General features: G+C 60.8%; 17 protein-coding genes. 6 read left to right on the plus strand and 11 right to left on the minus strand.

From position 1 onward, the window contains the following. The first annotated feature begins 28 nt into the window (after positions 1–28). The 6 genes from AC1DXW_RS14990 (at position 29) to AC1DXW_RS15015 (ending at position 5,529) form a co-directional block, all read left to right on the plus strand. The gene (locus AC1DXW_RS14990) at positions 29–796 is read left to right on the plus strand and encodes an SDR family NAD(P)-dependent oxidoreductase (RefSeq protein WP_477752742.1); all 768 of its coding nucleotides are present in this window, start codon (positions 29–31) and stop codon (positions 794–796) included. A 31-nt stretch (positions 797–827) separates the two neighbouring features. Further along, positions 828–1,610, plus strand: a complete 783-nt coding sequence (locus AC1DXW_RS14995) for an enoyl-CoA hydratase-related protein (RefSeq protein WP_019689441.1) — start codon at positions 828–830, stop codon at positions 1,608–1,610. 59 nt (positions 1,611–1,669) lie between these two features. Next, complete coding sequence (aliB, locus tag AC1DXW_RS15000; RefSeq protein ID WP_477752741.1) at positions 1,670–2,809, plus strand: cyclohexanecarboxyl-CoA dehydrogenase; 1,140 nt, start codon at positions 1,670–1,672, stop codon at positions 2,807–2,809. Between the two features lie 73 nt (positions 2,810–2,882). Further along, a complete protein-coding gene (locus AC1DXW_RS15005) occupies positions 2,883–3,362 on the plus strand; it encodes a MarR family winged helix-turn-helix transcriptional regulator (protein WP_477760154.1) in 480 nt (159 codons plus the stop codon). 120 nt (positions 3,363–3,482) lie between these two features. After that, complete coding sequence (locus tag AC1DXW_RS15010) at positions 3,483–4,784, plus strand: OprD family porin (protein ID WP_477752739.1); 1,302 nt, start codon at positions 3,483–3,485, stop codon at positions 4,782–4,784. Between the two features lie 313 nt (positions 4,785–5,097). Continuing rightward, a complete protein-coding gene (locus tag AC1DXW_RS15015; protein WP_477752738.1) occupies positions 5,098–5,529 on the plus strand; it encodes a bleomycin resistance protein in 432 nt (143 codons plus the stop codon). A gap of 595 nt (positions 5,530–6,124) precedes the next feature. On the opposite strand, the gene AC1DXW_RS15020 is transcribed toward AC1DXW_RS15015, so the two are convergent. The 11 genes from AC1DXW_RS15020 to AC1DXW_RS15070 all read right to left on the minus strand — a co-directional run bounded on the left by AC1DXW_RS15020 (position 6,125) and on the right by AC1DXW_RS15070 (position 20,983). Continuing rightward, the gene (locus AC1DXW_RS15020; protein WP_477752737.1) at positions 6,125–7,462 is read right to left on the minus strand and encodes an acetylornithine deacetylase; all 1,338 of its coding nucleotides are present in this window, start codon (positions 7,460–7,462) and stop codon (positions 6,125–6,127) included. Positions 7,463–7,472: 10 nt separating this feature from the next. Beyond that, positions 7,473–8,498, minus strand: a complete 1,026-nt coding sequence (locus tag AC1DXW_RS15025; protein ID WP_477752736.1) for an FAD-binding oxidoreductase — start codon at positions 8,496–8,498, stop codon at positions 7,473–7,475. Between the two features lie 195 nt (positions 8,499–8,693). Next, the gene (locus tag AC1DXW_RS15030; protein ID WP_477752735.1) at positions 8,694–10,097 is read right to left on the minus strand and encodes an amidase; all 1,404 of its coding nucleotides are present in this window, start codon (positions 10,095–10,097) and stop codon (positions 8,694–8,696) included. Next, positions 10,094–10,957: an alpha/beta fold hydrolase gene (locus AC1DXW_RS15035; RefSeq protein WP_477752734.1), complete on the minus strand. Its 864-nt coding sequence runs from the start codon at positions 10,955–10,957 to the stop codon at positions 10,094–10,096. The genes AC1DXW_RS15030 and AC1DXW_RS15035 overlap by 4 nt, the downstream gene beginning before the upstream one ends. A 55-nt stretch (positions 10,958–11,012) precedes the next feature. Continuing rightward, positions 11,013–12,350, minus strand: a complete 1,338-nt coding sequence (locus AC1DXW_RS15040; RefSeq protein ID WP_477752733.1) for an aromatic ring-hydroxylating dioxygenase subunit alpha — start codon at positions 12,348–12,350, stop codon at positions 11,013–11,015. Between the two features lie 170 nt (positions 12,351–12,520). Beyond that, the gene (locus tag AC1DXW_RS15045) at positions 12,521–13,522 is read right to left on the minus strand and encodes an AraC family transcriptional regulator (protein ID WP_477752732.1); all 1,002 of its coding nucleotides are present in this window, start codon (positions 13,520–13,522) and stop codon (positions 12,521–12,523) included. Between the two features lie 255 nt (positions 13,523–13,777). Then, positions 13,778–14,329, minus strand: coding sequence for a cupin domain-containing protein (locus AC1DXW_RS15050; protein WP_477752731.1), 552 nt, complete (start codon positions 14,327–14,329; stop codon positions 13,778–13,780). Between the two features lie 62 nt (positions 14,330–14,391). After that, entirely contained in the window at positions 14,392–15,498 is a 1,107-nt protein-coding gene (locus AC1DXW_RS15055) for an alcohol dehydrogenase catalytic domain-containing protein (RefSeq protein ID WP_477752730.1), read from the minus strand. A 150-nt stretch (positions 15,499–15,648) separates the two neighbouring features. Next, the gene (locus tag AC1DXW_RS15060; protein ID WP_477760155.1) at positions 15,649–16,917 is read right to left on the minus strand and encodes a DUF1329 domain-containing protein; all 1,269 of its coding nucleotides are present in this window, start codon (positions 16,915–16,917) and stop codon (positions 15,649–15,651) included. A 20-nt stretch (positions 16,918–16,937) separates the two neighbouring features. Beyond that, complete coding sequence (locus AC1DXW_RS15065) at positions 16,938–18,545, minus strand: DUF1302 family protein (RefSeq protein WP_477752728.1); 1,608 nt, start codon at positions 18,543–18,545, stop codon at positions 16,938–16,940. A 65-nt stretch (positions 18,546–18,610) separates the two neighbouring features. Continuing rightward, positions 18,611–20,983 (minus strand): efflux RND transporter permease subunit, encoded by a 2,373-nt coding sequence (locus AC1DXW_RS15070; protein WP_477760156.1) that lies wholly within the window; start codon positions 20,981–20,983, stop codon positions 18,611–18,613. Positions 20,984–21,015 lie beyond the last annotated feature (32 nt).

A 21,015-nucleotide genomic window follows, 5' to 3' on the forward strand; every position in this document is an offset into this window, starting at 1 on the left:
CAACTCAACTGACTTGGAGAATGCCCCTATGAAAGGCCTTAGTGGAAAAACCGTGATCATCACCGGTGGTGGCGGCGGCATCGGTCGCGCCGTCTGTCAGCGTTTCGCTGCCGAAGGGAGCCTGGTTGCCGTGCTTGATCGCGACAGTGCCGCGGCGCAAACCACCGTCGATCTGATCCGTGAAGCCGGTGGCAAAGCAGTCGCTTACGCCGCCGACATCGCCGAATACGCCGCCATCACCGAAACCGTGGCCGCCATCGAAAACGACTTGGGGGTACCGACGGTACTGGTCAACAACGCCGGTTTCGACCGTTTCATGCCGTTCCTCAAGACCGAGCCCAAGCTGTGGGAACAGTTGATTTCAATCAACCTGACCGGCGCCCTGAACATGCACCACGTGGTGCTGCCGAAAATGCTCGAGGCCGGTGGCGGCAAAGTCATCAACGTTGCCTCCGATGCCGCCCGCGTCGGCTCGTCGGGAGAGGCGGTTTACGCGGCCTGCAAGGCCGGCCTGGTGGGTTTGAGCAAAACTCTGGCGCGGGAACTGGCGACCAAGAACATCAATGTCAACGTGGTCTGCCCCGGTCCGACCGACACCGCGCTGCTCAAGAGCGTGGCCGAAACCTCCAGCAACCCGGAAAAGCTCCTGGAAGCCTTCAAGAATGCCGTGCCGATGCGTCGCCTCGGCCAACCGGAAGACTATCCAGGAATCATCGCCCTGCTCGCCAGCGACGATGCCAATTTCATCACCGGTCAAGTGATCAGCGTGTCCGGCGGCCTGACGATGGCTGGCTAAGCCAGGCGACACTCAAATGGGAGAGCATGCAATGAACTACGAAGACATCCTGTACCAAGAACTCAATGGCGTCGCAACCATCACCATCAACCGTCCCGAGCGCTACAACGCGTTTCGCGGCCAGACCTGCATGGAGCTGCTTGACGCTTTCAACCGCGCCGGCTGGAACAAGGAAATCGGCGTCATCGTCTTCACCGGCGCTGGCGACAAGGCGTTCTGCACCGGTGGCGACCAGGGCGCCCATGAAGGCCAATACGACGGTCGCGGCCTGATCGGCCTGCCGGTCGAAGAGCTGCAGAACCTGATCCGCGAAGTGCCCAAACCAGTGATCGCCCGGGTCAACGGCTTTGCCATCGGTGGCGGGCACGTGCTGCACGTGGTCTGCGACCTGAGCATCGCCTCCGACAAAGCCGTGTTCGGTCAGGTCGGCCCCAAGGTCGGCTCGGTCGATCCGGGTTACGGCACCGCCTACCTGTCGCGCCTGATCGGTGAAAAACGCGCCCGCGAGATCTGGTACCTGTGCCGCAAGTACAGTGCCCAACAAGCTCTGGATTGGGGCCTGGTCAATGCCGTGGTACCCCACGAACAGCTCGATGAAGAAGTACAGAAGTGGTGCGAGGAAATTCTCGAGAAGAGCCCGACCGCGCTGTCCATCGCCAAGCGCTCGTTCAATGCCGACAGCGCCAATATCGGCGGTATCGGCGGCCTGGGCATGCAGGCCCTGAGTCTGTACTACGACACTGAAGAGTCCAAGGAAGGCGTCGCCGCGTTCAAGGAAAAGCGCAAGCCCGAGTTCCGCAAATTCTACAAATGATCCCTGTGCCGGCAGCCATCCCGCTGCCGGCACAGCACCCGAATGGCCTGGAGAGCATCATGAATTTTGCATTCACAGAACAACAAAATGCCATCCGCGAAAGCGTTGCACGATTCAGCGCTGACGTACTCGCCCCCGGTTACCGCCAACGGGATCGCGATGGCCGCATCGAGCGCGAAGTCATTTCCCAGATGGGTGAAATGGGTCTGCTCGGCGGTGAACTGCCAGAAGAATTCGGCGGCAGCGGCCTGGACTGCGTCACCGCCGGCCTGATCATCGAAGAACTGGCCCGTGGTGACTTCAATGTAGCGTACATCCCACTGCTGACTTCGCTAAACGGACAAATCATCGCTCAGTACGCCGAATCCTCGCTGGCCCGGGAATGGCTGGGTGAAATGACCGCCGGGCGCAAGGTCGCCTGCATCGCCCTGACCGAACCCAGCGGCGGATCGGACGCCGCCAGCCTGCGCCTGAAGGCCGAACTCAAGGGCGACGTTTATGTGCTCAACGGTGAGAAAACGTCCATCTCCATGGCCGATCAGGCTGACGTCGCCGTGGTCTTCGCCCGCACCGGTACGGTAGAGCAACGCGCCAGTGGCATCAGCGCGTTCCTGGTCCCCATGAACCTGCCGGGTATCAGCACCACTCGCTTCGACGATGCCGGTGAGCGTGCCATTGGCCGCGGCTCGATCTTCTTCGACAACGTTGAGGTGCCGGTCAACCATCGCCTGGGTGATGAGAACAAGGGATTCAAACAGGTCATGCAAGGCTTCGACTACAGTCGCGCCCTGATCGGCCTGCAGTGCCTGGCCCTGGCCCAGCAATCGCTGGATGAAACCTGGCATTGGCTGACCGAGCGCAAGGCCTTCGGCCAAGCCTTATCTACCTTTCAGGGTTTGACCCACCCACTGGCAGAATTGCAGACCTACGTGCATGCTGCGCGCCTGCAGTGCTATTACGCCTTGTGGCTCAAGGATAATAAGCTGCCGCACAATGCCGAGGCGGCCATGAACAAATGGTGGGGACCGAAACTGGCGTTCGATGTGGTAAAGCAGTGTTTGCTGGCCCATGGACACACCGGATATGGCGAGGACCTGCCGTTCGCCCAGCGCTTGCGCGATGTACTTGGCCTGCAAATCGGTGACGGCACCGCGCAGATCATGAAAAATATCATCGCGCGCGAGTTTGTCCCTAGCTGATGCCCTGTCTGCTCCGCCAGGCCAGGCGCTCATACAATCGCGCTCGCCCTGACGGAGCCGACAAGGAACATTAATGAACAATAGCGATACCCGATCCGTACCCAATACGCTGTTTTTCCGGTTGTTCCAGACCGGCAACGTGCTGCAAAGGCAAGTCCAGAAAGAGATGGGCATCAGCACGGTGCAATGGGCCGTGCTCGGCGCACTGTCACGTGAACGTTATGAAGGCGGTATCTCGTTCTTTGAACTGACCGAGTACCTGTTCGTCAGCCGCCAGAGCCTGGACGGCGTGCTCAAGCGCATGGAACGCGATAATCATGTGCTACGCGTACCGCACCCGGATGACGGACGTGCACGCCTGGTGCAATTGACCGATACCGGCAGGGCATTCTGGGACTCGTTGCAGGAGCGGATCCAGACGTTTTACCAGCAGGCGTTGAAAGGCTTCAGTTTCGACGACAGTGTCAGCTTCCTGCATTACCTCAACAAGCTACAAGGCGACATGGCAGCCATATCGCTTGGCGACGAGCAGCAAGACGACGAGGCGCAATAGTCCGATTTCAACCTTCCTGCCCTCGCCGAAGAGTCATTGTTCATAAAACCCTAAAACAGCCCCCTTCCAGGGGCTGGCTGAACAACAAAAACAACTCACAGCAGGCAGGAACATCTCATCATGCGTACAGCCAATCCCGTCACCGGGCATATGGCCGGGCCGACTCATGCCCGGTATTCCCTGACAGCCTCTTGTGTGTCTGCGTTATTGCTCGCTACACAGGCCCATGCAGACCTGATCGCCGATAGTCACTTGAGCCTGGAAACGCGAAATTTCTACATGAATCGCGATTACCGGGACGCGGGTCTGTCCGACGGACCACGCCATGATGGCAAGCCCCAGAACAAGGCCGAAGACTGGGCTCAAGGCTTCATTCTGCGCGGTAACTCGGGGTTCACCGAGGGTACGATTGGCGTTGGCCTGGATGTCCTGGGGCTGGTCGGCGTCAAGCTCGACTCCGGCGGCGGTAGCAGCGGTACGGGTGTCCTGCAGCGCAATCAACGAACCGGCGAGCCGGTCGATGAGTACAGCTTCCTGGCTCCGACCGCCAAGCTCAAAGTCGCCAAGACCCTGGTCACCCTCGGCAACCACGAACCGGTGATGCCGGTGCTGTTTCGCAATGACACGCGCCTGCTGCCACAAACCTATCAGGGTGGTCAGGTCGTCTCCACCGACATCCAGAACCTGAGCCTCACTGCCGGACAGTTTCGCCAGGCCCACCAGCGTGACTCGTCCGACTACGAAGACATGCGCATGGCGGCCGACGGCTCCACCGGCGGCGTGCCCTCGGACCGTTTCAACTACGCAGGCGCAACCTACTCCATCCAGCCCGATCTCAGTGCCACGTTTTACCACGCGGAACTGAAGGATAATTACAGCCAGAATGCCGCCAGTCTTTTGTACAAATCGGCCCTGACCGAAAGCATCAACCTGAAGGCCGACATGCGCTACTTCGGCAGCGATGACGAGGGCCAGACCAACGTCGACAACCGCTATCTGGGCGGCATGTTCACTTTGAGCAGCCACGGTCATTCACTAGGCATTGGTTATCAAAACCAAAGTGGCGACACCGGCCTTCCCTATCTGTTGGTCGCCGACCCCTGGGCCTTGAACAACGGCACCTACCAACCCTTCGTCCGGGCCAGGGAAGACTCCTGGCAATTGCGCTACGACTATGACTTTGCCCCCATGGGTATGCCCGGATTGACACTGATGACGCGCTACATGCGAGGCGATGATTTCGATATTCGAGGCGTTGCCGCCAAAGAGTGGGAGCGCAATACCGACATTGCCTACGTGATCCAGAGCGGGCCTTTACGAAACCTGAGCCTGCGCTGGCGCAATGTCACTTATCGCGGCAGCGAAACGACGGATGTCGATGAAAATCGACTGATCGTCGCTTACACGTTCAAGTTCTGGTAACCCAGGTCTTCGCTAATTGTCCCTGAATTGGATTCAGACGGAGTAGCCTCACCACAACCCGGGTCAGAATGTACCTGGGTTGTGCCACCGCTGAGGCGAGGGTTTGCTTTCAATTGCTGACCTTCGCGACAGGCAGCAATCGGCTGAAGCCGCCATTCAACGCAACTCGATAATACTCTCCCGACCGTGCATCATCATGCTCGTCACGTCCCGTGTGGCACCAATGCCAGAAGTGCAGAGCACTGATACCGTGAAAAAGTTATTTAGACTGCCCGAACCCGGCGAATGAGCTTATTGAAATGGAAGTCATCTCATGTTTGAACGTAACAAACTGGTTCCAGAGTTAATGGTTACTGACCTGGATAGCAGCCTGGCTTTTTGGGTGTCTTGCCTAGGGCTCGAAGTAGCTTATCAACGCCCGGAGGATGGATTCGCTTACCTCGACTTAAATGGTGCTCAAGTAATGCTGGAGCAGGTTGATCCGGACGCAGGCCAATGGCTGACTGCGCCCCTGACCAAGCCGTTTGGTAGAGGAATTAACCTACAGATTGACGTTGTGGCTGTCGCACCAATCATCCAAAAACTTGGCCACGCTGGATTTCCGCTCTATCGAGGATGCAAAGACACCTGGTATCGGGCTAACAATGTAGAAGTAGGCCAGCGCGAATTCATCGTCCAGGATCCCGATGGTTATCTCGTAAGGTTGGTAGAACGGTTGGGTGAGCGGCCGGTTTGTTCAATCTGAACGCGAGCCAAGTCGACCGGTTGAATCCACAGTTGATTGCAGCCCTTGCCGGCAGGCAGCAATCGGCCAATAGCGCCGGCAACGTGCAACGTGCAACGTGCAACGTGCAACGTGCAACGTGCAACGTGCAACGTGCAACGTGCAACGTGCAACGTGCAACGTGCAACAGGAATGAACCCACAAAAACCGTCGTCAATTCACTTATCAAGCTGAGACCAAGACTCACGGGACAAACTCCGCCCTTGTTATCACAGCCGAAGATTCCACCTAGAGCCAATGGTTTTGTAGGGTAACACCGACCAAAAATAAAAAGGGGGCGCGAGATAAAGTCTCGCAACCCCTTGAATTATATGGTCGGGACGGAGTGATTCGAACACTCGGCCCCTAGCACCCCAACTCCTTTTGCATATTTCTTGAAAGCTTTGAAAATTTCACTCTGAATTTTTCCAAGCGAGTATTTACTTGAACTCCAGCGGTGTTCAGCTCTACGAGAGTCCAGGAACGCCCATCAAGAACCGACGTTTTTGTGGGGGGGGGAAAGTAGGGGGAACCCATTTCATGGCCAAAATTACCATCAAAGAACTCAAGTCGCTGACTACAGGCCCAACTCGCTACGAGGCCGGGTCAGGGTGTCGATCAGTGCGTACATGATTTTTTTGGCGCACGGCAGCAGATCCGGGATGTAGGTCGCGCCCATGCCCCCAAGCCCTTCGGCGACCGGCAGCGGTGCACCTTCGGCCGGCCATGGCCAGCCGATGCGCGCAGTGGGGATGCCGAGGCGACGCAGCGCGGCACCGTCGGTCTGCCCACCGAGCAGGTCGGCCTCGCCATGCGCGCGCCCCTCGATATGCTCCCAGCCACGCCGGGCGGACTGCACGATCCAGTTCTGTGCATCGGTGCTACCGCCGGCCACCGAGCCGTACATCTCCCAGTCGAGGACCAGTTCCGGGCGTCGCGTCTGCAGATCGCGGACGAACCCGGCGAACTGTGCCTTGACCTCGGCGGGGCTGGTGCGCGGGTTGATCCGCACGTCGAAGAAGATCTCGGTAACCGCCGATGGAAAGGCCGGGCGTTCCGGATTGCCACCGCGCACCCCGGCGATCCAGCCGTGCGGCTTGATCTGACCGGATGTGTTGCGCTCGGCATACTCAATGATCCACTGCTCGAGATCCTGGATCACCGTCGCCGCCGGCACCACCGAACTACGGAAGCCCGGCGTGCCACGGGGAACGCCGGCATAGCCGAGGGTTCCGTACACGCGCAGCTTGAACCAGCCCATGCCAGGTTCCTCGTGATAGACCCAGTTCCACGGCTTCATCACGATGGCGAAGTCAGGCGCGCCGCCACGGTTGATCAGGTGTGTCACGCCATTGGACATACCGGCATGCTGGCGGGCCGAAACATCCACCGGCATGCCGCCATCGGCCAGGCCGACCAGCAGGTCGCCAACCAGCGGTACTTCGGCCTCGATCAACGCAGTGGCCACCTCGGTGAGGGTCGCGATCATGCCCTTGGGATTGGAAGCGCCAAGGCCGAAAACCCAGTCGTCGATCTGCTGCGCCGATGGCTGCATGTCCGCTTCGTCGGCGGGACCGGTGAGGATCTTCTCGGCTTCGTCCAGCTCCAGGTGGGTATCGATTGGTGAATACAAGAGCACGCTGGCGCCGCCGCCGCTGCCGCGCAGTTCGGCCAACACATTGCCACTGGTGAAACTCATTGGCTGGTAACGTGCGGCCATGCCAATGCTTTCGAGGTAGCCCTTCATGTGCTCGCTGGCTGCACGGGCCGCACCGGTAGGGCTATGGATGTTGGTGATGTTGTACAACAGGTTCTGCAGACGCTTGGGGTCGATCTTGGCGCAGGCCTGTTCGTACCACCTCATTTGCTCGGCGGAGAAGTTGACGGCCGTGGTGGATTGCAGGGTGGATTGCATGGCGGGTTCCTTAGTGGCTGGCCACGAACTGTTCGGCGAAGATGTTCGCGGGATCGGCGCCCAGCTCGATCAGCCGCGCTGTAGCGGCATCGATCATCGGCTGCGGGCCGCAGAGGTAAGCGACCGTGTCGGCACTGACATCGCCCTCGCGCAGCGCGCTGACCGGGCTGCCGTGGTGCAGGCCGTCACGCGGCTCGCGATCGACACAGATCCGCGCCTCAAGGCTTGGCAGCCATTGCTGGCGCAGTTCAATGTCGTCGAGACAGAACAGCGCGTCCGGGACCGCGCAACCGAAGCTGAGCAGCATCGGTGGCTTGCGTCCGCTGCCTTGGCGCAAGGCATCGATCATCGACAGAATCGGCGCCAGGCCGGTGCCACCGGCGACGAAAATATGCGGCGCGCGGCGTTTTTCCTCGCGCAGAAAAAACGCGCCATAAGGGCCGCTCAGCGTCAGCACGTCCTCAGTCGTAGCCTTCTCTTCCAGGTAACCGGACATGGCGCCGCCTGGTAACAGGCGAACCAGGAACTCCAGCTTGGGCAACTGCGCCGCGGTGCTCGAGGGTGAGTAGCTGCGCACCACGCCATAACCGGGCACTTCAATCTGCATGAACTGGCCGGGTCGGAACTCCAGCCAGTCGCCATCGGCCAGTTCCAGAGTCAGGCGCATCACGTTGCTGGCGATACGCTCGACAGCATTGACGAAGACGTGCACTTGCTGCGCCGTGCTGGAGCCGACTTCGCTGCTGTAAGCGACATCGAAAGTGCAGTCGGACTGCGCCTGGCAGAGGCACAGCAGGCGCTGTCCGGCGCTGTACTCGCTGGCCAGCAGCGTCGAGCTGGCGCCCGGGCGAGTGCACGCATCGCCGTCGGCAAGCTGGGCAATGCAGCTTGAACAGCTGCCGGAGCGGCATTGATAGAGCAGTGGAATTTGCGCCTCGAGAGCGGCATCGAGAATGCTGGTTTGCGCGGCGACGCTGAAGCTACGGCTGACGCCATCGGAGAAATTGACAGTGACTTGGTGCTGTTTATCGTTCATCAGAGTTCGGCTCCCTGGCAGGCATCGGGCTACGGCCGCAAGCGGCCGGATTATTGACATGGGCCGATCATAAAAAGCCTTGGTGGGTGTCGGCGCTCCCTTGGGCTACGGTCTTATCCCGACAGCGCAAAATCCTGCGGGCAACACACGCAAAAAAAAACCCGTGCCAAGTGGCACGGGCAAACCAAGGAGTCATCAGAGACCGGCAGGACGTCGCCGGTGCCAGTCGGTAACCTTTTGCACAGCCATGCCCGCGCGGCACAACACGGCCTCGCCGCCCCGACCGGCAATAAACTGGCAGCCGATCGGCAGGCCATCGGCGGTGAAGCCGCAAGGCAGGCTGATACAGGGGTGACCGCTGACGTTAAACGGTGCCGTGAACTGGATCAGCCGGCGATTGGCCTCCGGGTCCTGAGCCAGGCTGGCCAGCTGTTCGTGGGTCGGCGCAGCGTAGGGCTGTACCGGGGCGAGCAGCAGGTCGACGTCGTTCAGCACGTAGTCCAGCTCTCCGCTGAAACGCTGCGCGTCGAGCAGTACGCGCTGGTAATCCATGCCACTGAGCGCTCGCCCACCGTCAATCAGGCGGCTCAGCGCCGGACCGTATTCCGTTGCACGTTGCGGGTAAGTGGCGGCATGGGCAACAGCAGTCTGCACGCCGCAGTGAGCCTCCCAGTTGCCGCTCACCACACGGGTGTCCGGCATACACACGCGCTGCAGCGTGCCACCGCTGTCACGGACAATCGCCATGATCCGTTCCAGTGCCTGCTGAATCACCGAGTCGACACCATCACTCAACCAGGCCTCGTCAATGCCGACGCGCAGGCCGCGGAACGAATCCTCGACGCTGGGCACCTCCAGGCAAACGCTGGGCAACGAGGTGGGGTCCTTGGGGTCGTGGCCGGCGATGGTCGACAGCAGGAACAAGGCATCGCGTGCGCTGCGGGTGATGGGGCCGATGTGGTCAAGGCTGGCGGCCAGCTCGAAGCAACCATGACGGCTGACCCGGCCCCAGGTCGGTTTGAGCCCCGTCAGGCCGTTGGCTGCGCAGGGGAAACGAATGGAGCCACCGGTGTCGCTGCCAATCGAGGCATAACACAGACCCGCGGCGGTGGCCACGCCGCTGCCACTGGAAGAAGCGCCGGCCCAATGGCCCGGATGCCAGGGATTGATCGGCGTGGGCAGGTCCGGGTGGTGGATGGCGAAGGCACCCTCGGTCATCTGCAGCTTGCCAAGCAGCACACTCCCCGCCTCGCGCAAGCGGGTGACGACGGTGGCATCTTCCTGCGGAATGAATGCCTGGTGAATCGGCATGCCCGCTGCCGTGGGCACGCCGGCCGTGTGCAGCAAGTCCTTCACCGCCAGCGGGATGCCATGCAGCGGGCTACGGCATTCGCCGCACGACAGTTCGCGTTCTGCCTCGCGTGCCTGGTCGAGCGCCAGCTCCGGAGTGACCCTGGCAAAGGCCTGCAACGTCCCGTCGAGCCGTTCGATTCGCGCTAACTGCGCCTCGGTGACTTCCACCGGAGAGAGCTTTCCGGTGCGAATCAACAGTGACAGTTCGTGCAGCTCAAGATAGTGCAGATCGCTACTGCCGATCATCGGTAGCCTCCAAGGAAATTCAGTGCCAACGCGTTGAATTCGGCTGGCTGTTCGCTCTGCAAGTGGTGGGCGGCGTTGCCCATCACGTGCAGGCGAGCATCGGCAAACTGGTTGACCATCAACATCGGCACATCGATGCCGCCAAACCAGTCATGCAGCCCCCAGAGGATCAAGGTCGGTGCCTGCACGCGAGCAAACAGCGGCATCAGGTCTTCCGGTTCACCGAAGGCGCCAGGTTGCTCGAACAGCGCACGCAAGCCTGGATTGCAACTCGCTGTATAGCGCAGGCGCAGGTTCTCCTCGTCGATAGCAGCGTCGTCGTGCAGCTCGTAGCGCTGGATCAGCGTGCGCATCTTGTCCTGACTTGGCCCGCCATTGGTGAAGAAGTAATCGCTCATCAGCGTCGCGGCATGCTTGCTGGACAGCGCCAGCGGTTGCATCACACCGCGCGCTACCGGCTGCGAGCCGATCAGCACCAGGCGTGCGACCCGCTCAGGATGATCGGCCGCCAGGCGGATCGCCACGCAGCCACCGAACGACTGATTGACCAGGTGTGCCTGAGTGATGCCCAAGGCATCCATGAAGCCCAGCAGCGTGCGCGCATGCCAGCTGAAAACCGGGCCGTCGACTGCCACCATGTCCGAGCCACCGAACTGCGCAAAGTCGAGAAAATAACAGCGGTGACGCATCGCGAATGGCGTGGCGCTGAGGCGGAAATTGCTCCAGGCGGTACTGCCCGGACCTCCGCCATGGGTAAAGATCACCGGCAGGCTGTCGTCCGGTCCATCGACCTGACGGTAGTGCAGACGCACGCCGTCGACGGTGACCCAGCGGCTGGTGGAAGCGAATTCATTGTCCATCGAAAATTCCCTCGCCTGAGGCTGTCCGGCAGCAGGCGCCGGACAGCTGAGCACATCACTCTTCGGCAATCTGCCGGACCTTGTAGCCCGGGCGGTGACCGTCGGCGGTTTCCTTGAAGATCAGACTGGTGTCCTTCACAGCGCCCTTCACACCACGTCCCGGCTTGGCGATACCGCGGTTCCAGCGCGAGGCCAGCTTGCGCCAGGTGATCGGTGAAATGTCGGTGGCCACCAACTGCTCGTCGTCCCAGCCGGTACCGTCGGCATAGAAGTTCTGCATCGCTTCGCGGGCATAGATGTCGCAGTCATTGAAGCCGTGCAGGCACAACGGCTTGTACACATGGTCAAAGCGGTACTGGTGCTTCTGGCGCTCTTCAGGGGTGTCGCACACGCGCACGATGATTTCCCAGTACTCGTGGGTGTCATCGGTAATCGGCACGTACCATTCGTATTGGGTCATGTGCTCGCCGGGCCAGTTTTCCACCATCAAGACACCGGGCAGCACCACCGAAGTGCGGTACGGGCGACCATTGAGCCCGTCCACCTTGAGACCCAGTTCCTGGTTTTCCAGCACCGGTGCCCACTTGTCGGTGAACAGCCATTGCATCATGCCTTTCGGACCGTTCTCGTCCTCGATCACTTCAATGCAGTCATCGCTGGTCGGCAGCAGGCCGAGCGGGAGCACCCAGTCCATGGCGTGGACGATGGTGTTGTCTTTGTGCACCAGAATGTGAGCGTTGTCGAAGCCGTTTTCGCAGGCGATCCGCCAGTTGCCGAAACCGGTGCGGTGCATGCCGAGCGCCACCGCATTGTCATCGAGCACGCTCGGCGAAGCCGGCCACATAGGATGCGGGAACTGTTCACTGCGCTCCGGGAAACGGAATGGCAGGTCGTCGGCCAGCGGTGGTACGTCCTCATCGGGAAAGCTGTCTTCGCGGACGAAGACGAAGATCATGCCGTTGACCTCATGCACCGGGTAGGTGGTGATACCGGTGGTGCCAATCAGCTTGTCGTCCGGGTTGGCGACGATGGTCACCAGTTTGCCGCTTTCGAGGTCGAAGGTGAAACCGTGATACCAGCAAGAGATGGTGCTCTTGCTAAAGCAGGTCGGCTTCTCCGACAGGCGCACACCACGGTGCAGACACTGGTCCTTGAGGGCATAAACCTGACCGTTGACCCGGCGCAAAACGATCGGGATGCCGCAGATCTGGATGCCCTCGACCTGGTCTTCAGCCAGCTCGTTGCTGAACAGCCCCGGATACCAGTGGTTGACGAAACCCCAGGCAGCATCCTTGTAGGGCTGGTACTGGCTCTGGGTCTTGGCGTTGTTGGCGCGGGCATCGCTGATGCCGGTTTTAACCACGCGACGGCGAATGATGGGTTGCTCGGACATGTGGGGACTCCCAAAAGGCTGACAGGACATTGGCGTCGCACTACGGCACGCTTGACGGTCATCCTAGGAAGTAGAGACGCAGCTGACGCTCCCGAGACTGTGCGGCTTATCCCGCCAGCGCAGAAAATGCGCAGAGAGGTCGGAGGGGCGGACATCCCTGTCCATTGAAATCAGCGGGACAGCGTCTCCGACGGGCTCTCGCCGAAGCGACGCTTGTAGTCGGTAGTGAAATGGCCGAGATGACTGAAACCCCAGCGGAAAGCCACGGTGGTCACGGTGACGGAACCAGGGCTCTGGCGCTGCAGCTCCTCGTGGACGTGGCGCAGGCGTACCTCCTTGAGGTAGAGCATCGGCGAGGTATTGCGGTAACGGCGAAAGCCGGTGAACAGAGAACGGCTGCTGACCCCGACATGCTCGGCCATCTCGACGATCGAGATCGGCTCATGGGCGTGATCTTCGATGAAGCGCTCCACACGCTTGACGAACGACGGGGTGACGGAGGTTCGCGGGTCACTGCACAGCTCAGCGCTGTAGGTGTGCGGCTGGCACGTCAGTAGCGTGTCGACCAGGATATTTTCGAACTGCGCGGTGAGCAGCGCCGGCATGTCCTCATCGACCGACAGGCTGTCGTACAGCCAGCCGACCATGCGCATCCAGCGCCGCCCCTCGGCGGTGTCCAGCGGCATCGCCGGTTGAAACTCGATGGTATTGCGTAACGTGCGGCCCAGGTGCTTCTGACAATGCCGTTCAAGCAAACTGCGCTCGACGCGAATGATCAGCTTCTCGGTACCGGGACAATGATGAATCTTGAACGGTGCATGGGTATTGAGGACCGACCCGAGCTGCGGTGTGGAATGCACCCGTTGATTGGCGTACTCAATCATTTCCTGACCACGGATAGGCATCTGAATAAGCGCAAAGGAATCGAGGACACCCGGTTCGATGGTGATATCACCGCCGTAGCTCATGCGACCGATACCGATGCCCCCCAATCGGCGATAGTAGATGCTGGTATTGACCGCCCCCTTGCTACTCATACTGCGCAGGCGGTTCGCGCAGAAAATACGCTCCCCCCATTGAGTGGCTTCTTCGATATCCTGAGTGCGACATACTTCGAATCGGGACAGGACTGTTTCGGGCGGCGTTGTTGCCGCAAAAACCAGATTTTCCATTGCTTTTACCCTCCGCCCAATGCTGTGGGCAGACAACTTTTCTACTGCAAGACAAACACGCTTAATTGTTTTTTTTCGGCTAATCTCGGGCGTGCAATGTGGTGTACTCCAACTGGATCGCATCGCGCTTTCGCAAGGCCAGCTCGACGTTATGAAAAGGCAAGAAGCATGCCCTGAAAGCCGTACTATCCACTCTTTCTGACGAACGCCACAAAAGCGTCTGAAACTCGGTGTTTTGCGGTGCTTTACGCCCGTTCAGACCGGGTTTGGCGACCGCGTAGCCCCCACCAGAACGAACAACAGGCGGGCTGGAGTGTTACCGGGGTTACGCCAGGCATGGCGAGTACCCACCTGCACCACGATATCGCCCTGGCGCAACCGGTGGGTGCACCCGTTATCGAGCTCCAGGTCGACTTCACCTTCGAGCACTACGCCGTAGTCGATAGTGTCGGTGCAATGGAAACCCGGATGGTCCGCTTCGAAGCGTTCACCGAGCCCCGGTAGCCGGGCACAGAGCTCCTGCCCGGCTGCGACTGGATCGAAGTCGGCCATACCGACAAGGTTGTCGGGTGCAAAGGTGACCAGCAGCGCGCTGGTCCCCCCAGGTCCCGGGACGACCGATACCACCTGCTGCGTCGGGTCGACTGCGCGGTCGACGATGCGCGCCTGCGGTTCGGTCTGCCATATCAGTGCGGCAGAAAAGCCGGGGGAATGGGTGAAGGATTCGGCGCCGACGAGCGGGCCGTTGCTGATGATGACTGAGCTGCCGGAACTGTCACGGCCGGTCACGATGCGCATTGTTGTCATTGTCTGAACGCTTCCGAATAGGTGTGAGGCCCACGCCGGTCTTCGCGGCGCGGGCAGGATATTCAAGCGTGAACGATATGGAAGTTGGTGAAGCCATTGGCCTGGGTCTGGATATCGTCGAGCGCTTCGTTGAGCTGTTCGAGCGGATAGCGGCGCTCCTCCAGCAACGACAGGTCGACACTGCCGGCTTCGATCATGCGGGCCATTTCGTCACCTTCGGCGGTGGTGAACCACAACGAGCCGATGTACTGCAACTGAGCGCACATGAACGGGTGCGGATCAATCGGGATGGGACCTGCGACGCCGCCGATCTGGATAATCCGGCCACCCCGTGCGACGGCTTGCATGGCATTCACCGACAGCGCCGCCGGTGCCTTGGCGCCCAAGGTATCGAGCATCACATCGACGCCCCCGGGAACCAGCTCACGCACGTGTTCCTGGAGGTCGCCGGCACCGATGCATACCGTGACGATACGCTCGGGCGACAATTGCTTGAGCCTGGCCAGAGCCCCCTCGTCACGCGCCGCGACCACGATGCGTGCCGCGCCGAACGCCAGTGCGAGCAGTGTCGCACCGACCCCGAGCGTACCGGAGGCGCCGAGAATCAGGATGCTCTGCCCCGGCCGCAGTGCTGACTTGCGGATCGCCGAATAGGCCGTGCCAAGGTAGCCCAGGCGAGTCGCCTGGGCGAAGCTCAGCTTCTGTGGCAGACGCACCAGACTGGTCGACGGCGCAGTCATGTACTGGCTATAGCCGGCATGGGGATAGTGCTTGAAGATCGCCTGCGAGCCGGGGCCGAAACCGAAATAGCCCAGGAAGGTATAAGCGTCGCAGCGCGGCGCCTCACCCTGCCGGCAGTAACGACACTCGCCACAGCCGACGCCAGGATTGACGTAGACGCGGTCACCGGGCTTGAACGCCGAGACCTTCGCGCCTACCGCGGCAACGGTTCCGGCGCTGTCCAGACCGAAGACCGCCGGCAGCGTCGGCAGTGGCAGGAAGGGATACCACTCGGGGAAATGGGTGGTGACGTTCTTCAGATTGGGGATCACCCCGCTCGCCTCGACTTTGACTAGCACGTCGTGTTCACCGGGTATCGGCAGGGGGACTTCGTCAAAGGTGAAACGACCGCCAATCTCGTGCAGGCGCGCGGCTCTCATCATCGACATGGTTAAGGCTCCTCTGGTCGTGACGCCCCGCATGGCGGGTGCATCCGACCGTTTGATCTGTGTGGGCTGGAGTGGCTGTTACATACAGGGTGCGGTGTAGAGGAATCCGCAGCAGTGCCCGACCGCATGACGGCCAGGCGCGCAGGCGGACTAGCGACCCGCCTTCTGCAGGGCCTGCAGAGAGAAGTCATTGGACTTGGCGTCGAAGTTGGTCTTCCAGGTCTTCGTGTCGATCAAGGACAGCGTGGCGTGATTGCGCTGGAAGTCGATCACGGCGCTGCCGGTGGTGCGCATGTCGCCGTCGGCCGCGTTGTAGGCGGTGTGCCACTCCATGAACTTCCAGAACTCGCCCTTGCGGTTGTAGGCCTCGGCGAAATGGACGCGTGGGTATTTGGTTTCCATGTACAGCACTTTCTTGCTGTACGGGTGGGTCGACGGCGTGATGGCCTCGACCACATAAACCTCACGCGGCTCGTACAGGTCGTTGTTCATGTTCCAGTACGGCGGCTGGTTTTCCAGCACCGCATATTTTTCCTGGGCAGACGTGCCCTGGGTGTTCCACAAGTCGACCTTGCCGTTCGCGGCCGCCAGCACCCAGCGCTTGCCCAGCAGTTTGTATTGCGAATACCAGCAAGGCCGGGCGTTGAAGCCCTCCAGGTCATCTTGCAATTGGTCGGAAGCGCCGACCGGATCCATCCAGGCCCCGCCGGACAGGCGACGTACCCGGCGTACCGCGGGGATATAGGCCCACACGTCGTTGACCTTCGCGTCGTCGTACATGACGGTGTAAGTACCGAGCCCTTTCATATCGGACGGCGACTTGAAGTACAGCAACTGCCGACCGCGCTCGCTACCATCGCCTTCCACCGAACTCCCCCCGGTCAGGCGACCTTTCATGGTGTACCGGGAAAACTCGGCGACCGGCTCAGCATGAATGCCGCGCCCGCCGTCGATCAGCAGCTGGGTGAAGTTCTGCACCTGGGACACGTCACCGATGAGCTGGCCGAGGTGGAAGTTCCAGACAATTTTTTCTGCCGCCTGAGGGTCCTTCTCATCGATGTTCGGGAAGGGAGCGCCGGCGCCCCAGCCATCGATCCGGCAGGCTTCCTTGTTGATCGAGGTCTTGCCGGCGTTGGCCGCTGTCGCCGCGACCCAGCGAGGATCGAGCGCAACGTTCTTCGACTTGGCCAGCGGCAATTTCCAGCCGCTGTTGCGGATGCGCCACTCCATCTTCTCAGTGAGCAGACTGGCGATGGTGTGCCCTTCGAATGTTTCGTTCTTGATCTGGTCGAGGTTGGCGGCGGAAATCACTGTGCCGGCCGGCAGCTCCGCAGCGCCGGCGAGGCACGACAGGCTGCTGGCAACGGCGATGAGGCTCAGGGCCAGGGACTGGCGCAGGGTAGAACGGGATACGGTCATGACAAAATCTCCGGTGTGGCTCAGAAGAGGTAGGTCAGGCTGGTGTACAGCTGATCGCGGTTGTGGAAGTAACCGAACATGGTGGTGCTGTCACAGCTCGCGGCGTTCGGCGCGCTGCACTTGTCACTGTTGCGCGACGCGTCGTCCCAGAAGGCGTCGTACTCGACTTTCCAGCGCCATTTGCTGGTCAGCTCGAATGTCACCGACGGCACGGCGAAGCCGCCGCCGTTGCTCAGGTCAGCGCCCAGCACCAGATTGGGGTGGATGCGGCCGCTGCCGTAGCTGAGGTCGAAGATGGTGGTGGCGAGGACCGAGTGCTCCTTGACCTTGCCGCCCCAGCCGACGCTGTAGAGCAGCTGATCGTCCTTGTCGAAGTTCTGTACCCATTTGTCGAACAGCTGCACCGAGAAGAACATTGGCTTTTCCGTGCCCAGCAGGGTCTGGGTGGCAGCGATGTTCTTGTCCATGCGCAGCATCATTGCAACCACGTCCTTGCGGGTGAAACCATCGAAGCCGGGCGCAACGATCTGGCTGATCAGCGTTGGCGTGGAGAGTTCGATCTGGTAAGGCGCGTCCTTGATGTAGGCCACCTCGGTGCTGAGCACCGCGTCGGCCAGCTCTGAGTAGCGGCTGGCGCTGAATCCGAAGATATCGACGATCGGATAGATCACTTCGCCGGCGACGCCACGCGTCTGGTCGGTGCCACGGGTGACCGCGCCGGACGGCGTGTTCGGCTGGCCGATGATGGCGAGGTTGTTCGACGCATTGAGGATCGGCGAGTTGTAGAAGGTCTTCAGGTACGACAACGAGTAGTTGGTGTCGCCAGCCATACCGCTCCAGCGCAAGCCACCGGTGAAATCGCGGTAGTCGCCCTCGTCGTTTTCAAAGTTGTACGGGTCAATGTTGCGAAAATCGACACCGGCATAGGGTTGGCTTGACCAGCGTCCGCCATAGATGTCGATCTCGGTGCCGATGTCCTCTTTGCGATCCAGGCCAGGGCGGACGAAGACTTCCAGGCCACCGTCCAGCTCGGGCACATCGACATTCATCTTGATGATGTTGTTGGTCTTGCGCAGCTCCTCGTTGGCCGGCTCGAGGAAGCTGCGCCAGGTGTAGTCGAAGCCATGTACCAGATCGTTGGCGGCGAAGAAATCGGTTTCGCCCCAGGCGATCTGCTGCTTGCCGATACGGAACGAGGTGCGCTCGCCGACCGGGAAGTCGACGTACAGCTCACGAATCTCCTGCTTGTTGTAGAGATCCATGATGTCGCCTTGGCCATCGGCGTGGTGGTAGCTGTTCGCGCCCATGTCCTCCAGATGTTCGAGGAAGCCGGTCTTGACCTCACGCGAGGCACGCAGCTTGGCAACGACCGAGACATTGTCGGCGGCCTGCCAATCCAGATTGAGCCGCGCGGTGCTGCGCGCCATCGACAGCTTGCCCTTGTCGTTGTAGTTCGGTGTGTCCTGCCAATTCTTGGCGTTCCACGACAGTTCTTCGCGCAGATAACCGTCGTATTTGAAGCTGTCCTCAGCCAGCAGTGGCATGGCCAGCGTACTCAGCGTGATCGCTAAAGCCAGTTTGTCGATCGGTGCGCGCATGCGTGCGCCCGGGTTACGGTGTTTGCTCATGATGTCTCCCCAAGAGATGGTGGCAGCGAGGAACCGTTGGTTGTTGTTGTTTTGGGAATCTCGTCTCAGCTCAGCTGACACGCCGAAGCGGGTGCAGCGACCGATGCCTGTGACCGCTCGCCAAAGATGAAGCGCGGGCGGCACACATAGATCAGCGATGGCATGACGAATAACGCGCAGAACGCCGAAGCACTCAGCCAGATGGCCATGAGCAGGCCCATTTCCGCCTGGAAGCGCAGCGACGACATCCACCACAGCAGGGTGCTGAGAATCAGCACGCTGGCGGTGACGATCACACCCATACCGGCCGAATGCAGGGCTCTGCGGACCGCCTCCTCGGCGCTGGCGCCAGCGGCGACTTCTTCCTTGACCCGGTCGGCGATGTAGAACGCGTAGTCCACACCCAGACCAATGCCAAGCGCGGCTACCGGCACGGTGTTGATGTTCATGCCGATGCCCTTCCAGGTCATGAAGGCGAAGGTCAGCATGTTGGAAATGATCACCGGGACCATGAACAGCATGCCGGCCACGCTGGAGCGGTAGACCAGGGTGCAGAGAACGGCGAGTACCAGCAGGGCAAGGGCGATGGCCTCGATCTGGCTGGACAGGATGATTTCGTTAATCGCCGCCATCACGCCGACCAGGCCGCCCGCAAGTTGCCAGTGACCTTCACTGAGCGGATGGCTGGCGATGAACTCCTTGATCCGCTCCACGGCGGTCCGGATGGTCTCGCCCTGACGATCGCGGAACATCAGTGTCACTGAGCCGTTGGCGTACTGGTCATCGGCAAATCGCGAGGTGTCGCCCGGCTCGGAAATCGAGTCGAGCATGGCCATCAGGCTGCCGTTGACGCCCTCGCTGTCGGCCAGTTCGAGGTAACGTGGATTGCCTTCGCGCAGGCTGCTGTTGACCAGCGGCAGCACGTCGGCGATCGAGACCGAGCCGCCGATCTCCGGTTGCGCTTCCATGAAGCGCTGGAAGCTGTTCATCGCCTTCAGCACTTCGTTGCGCTTGACCAGACCGGCATGGCCGTCCTCGCCGAGCACCACGAACATCCGGTCGACCCCATCGAAGCGGGCGTTGATCGCAGCAGAGTCGAGGTTGTATGGCGAGTTCGGCCAGAGGATCGGCGAACCGGGATTGGCGTCGCCGATCTTCAGGTTCAGCGAGTACAGACCGGCACTGAGCACCACCAGCAGGCTGCCACCGAGCACCCAGTAACGGGCTTTCGACAGGCTGACCCAAACGCTCAGGTCGAGCACCTTGCGCAATACCGGCAAGCAGTTGATCGGGTGCGCAGTGCCGTGCGGCTTGCGGATGAACGACAGCAGTATCGGGGTAAGGATCACCGCGCTAATGGTCAGCGTCGACACCCAGACCACCGACAGCACAGTGAGTTTCTGCAGCATCGGAATCGGACTGAGTGCGACCACCGCCATACATGCAGCATCGGCAATCACCCCGAGCATGCCCGGGCGGAACAGATCCGCCAGAGCGACCCGCGCGGCGATGCGAGAGATATCGGCACCGGGCGCCAGCAGCTCGATTTCGTCGTCGAAACGGTTGACGATCTGCACCGAGTGCGACACTGCCCGTGAGGTGATCAGCATCGCCACGACAATGACCAGCGGCTCGAAGTTGATGCCCAGCAGACGACAGATGCCCAGCGCCCACAGCGCACTGACCGCGCCGGCGAGCAACGGCAGACTGACTCCGCGCCAGGTACGCAGGAGAACGAAGAGCAGGATCAGGGTCAGCGTCAGGGCACCGATCACCAATTGCAGGGTTTGCGGCAAGTAATGGCCAACCCATCCGTAAAGGATCGGGTCGCCGGCCACACGGATTTTCACGCTGCCATCGTCGACCTTGGCGATCAGGCCACGGATTTCGCTGAACACCTTGGCGTAGTCGACCTGTTGGTCGATAAAGTCGACGGTGATCAGGGTCGCCTGCAGGTCCTTGGACACATACGGGCCATACACCAGCGGGTTGCGTAGTACCGCCTGCTTCAGCTCGGCCATCGCCTCGGCGTTGACCGGCAGGTCCGGCCACATCAGCGGGCGACTCTCGATGCCAGCGGTGGAGGCACGTACCTCTTTGAGTTTCTTCGAGGCCAGAGAGGTGATCTGGTAAGGATTGACCGCGGAGACTTCGCGCAGGCCAAGGGTGACATTGCGCACCTTATCGAGCACGTCGGTGCGGAAGATGTCGCCCTGCCCGACCTCAAACATGATGGTGACCATGTTCGAGCCGCCGAACGTGTCCTTGAATTTTTCGTGGGTCTGCACGTATTCATGACGCGATGGCAGCATGTCCTCGAATACCGTGCGGACTTCGATGTGCAGGGCGAACCAGCCCAGCGTCAGGGTCAGTGCGAGCAGCACGCCAGCCACCCAGGCGCGTCGGCGGATACAGAATTGGGCAATATGTTCGATCATGCTGTTGTCTCGGATGAAGTGGGCCATGGCAG

The organism is Pseudomonas sp. P4_C4 (assembly GCF_056402055.1).

Excerpts from the sequence above, each read along its gene's own strand:
- AC1DXW_RS14990 (WP_477752742.1), top strand. The coding sequence starts at position 29 with ATGAAAGGCCTTAGTGGAAAAACCGTGATCATCACCGGTGGTGGCGGC.
- AC1DXW_RS14995 (WP_019689441.1), top strand. The coding sequence starts at position 828 with ATGAACTACGAAGACATCCTGTACCAAGAACTCAATGGCGTCGCAACC.
- aliB (WP_477752741.1), top strand. The coding sequence starts at position 1,670 with ATGAATTTTGCATTCACAGAACAACAAAATGCCATCCGCGAAAGCGTT.
- AC1DXW_RS15005 (WP_477760154.1), top strand. The coding sequence starts at position 2,883 with ATGAACAATAGCGATACCCGATCCGTACCCAATACGCTGTTTTTCCGG.
- AC1DXW_RS15010 (WP_477752739.1), top strand. The coding sequence starts at position 3,483 with ATGCGTACAGCCAATCCCGTCACCGGGCATATGGCCGGGCCGACTCAT.
- AC1DXW_RS15015 (WP_477752738.1), top strand. The coding sequence starts at position 5,098 with ATGTTTGAACGTAACAAACTGGTTCCAGAGTTAATGGTTACTGACCTG.
- AC1DXW_RS15020 (WP_477752737.1), bottom strand. The coding sequence starts at position 7,462 with ATGCAATCCACCCTGCAATCCACCACGGCCGTCAACTTCTCCGCCGAG.
- AC1DXW_RS15025 (WP_477752736.1), bottom strand. The coding sequence starts at position 8,498 with ATGAACGATAAACAGCACCAAGTCACTGTCAATTTCTCCGATGGCGTC.
- AC1DXW_RS15030 (WP_477752735.1), bottom strand. The coding sequence starts at position 10,097 with ATGATCGGCAGTAGCGATCTGCACTATCTTGAGCTGCACGAACTGTCA.
- AC1DXW_RS15035 (WP_477752734.1), bottom strand. The coding sequence starts at position 10,957 with ATGGACAATGAATTCGCTTCCACCAGCCGCTGGGTCACCGTCGACGGC.
- AC1DXW_RS15040 (WP_477752733.1), bottom strand. The coding sequence starts at position 12,350 with ATGTCCGAGCAACCCATCATTCGCCGTCGCGTGGTTAAAACCGGCATC.
- AC1DXW_RS15045 (WP_477752732.1), bottom strand. The coding sequence starts at position 13,522 with ATGGAAAATCTGGTTTTTGCGGCAACAACGCCGCCCGAAACAGTCCTG.
- AC1DXW_RS15050 (WP_477752731.1), bottom strand. The coding sequence starts at position 14,329 with ATGACAACAATGCGCATCGTGACCGGCCGTGACAGTTCCGGCAGCTCA.
- AC1DXW_RS15055 (WP_477752730.1), bottom strand. The coding sequence starts at position 15,498 with ATGTCGATGATGAGAGCCGCGCGCCTGCACGAGATTGGCGGTCGTTTC.
- AC1DXW_RS15060 (WP_477760155.1), bottom strand. The coding sequence starts at position 16,917 with ATGACCGTATCCCGTTCTACCCTGCGCCAGTCCCTGGCCCTGAGCCTC.
- AC1DXW_RS15065 (WP_477752728.1), bottom strand. The coding sequence starts at position 18,545 with ATGAGCAAACACCGTAACCCGGGCGCACGCATGCGCGCACCGATCGAC.
- AC1DXW_RS15070 (WP_477760156.1), bottom strand. The coding sequence starts at position 20,983 with ATGATCGAACATATTGCCCAATTCTGTATCCGCCGACGCGCCTGGGTG.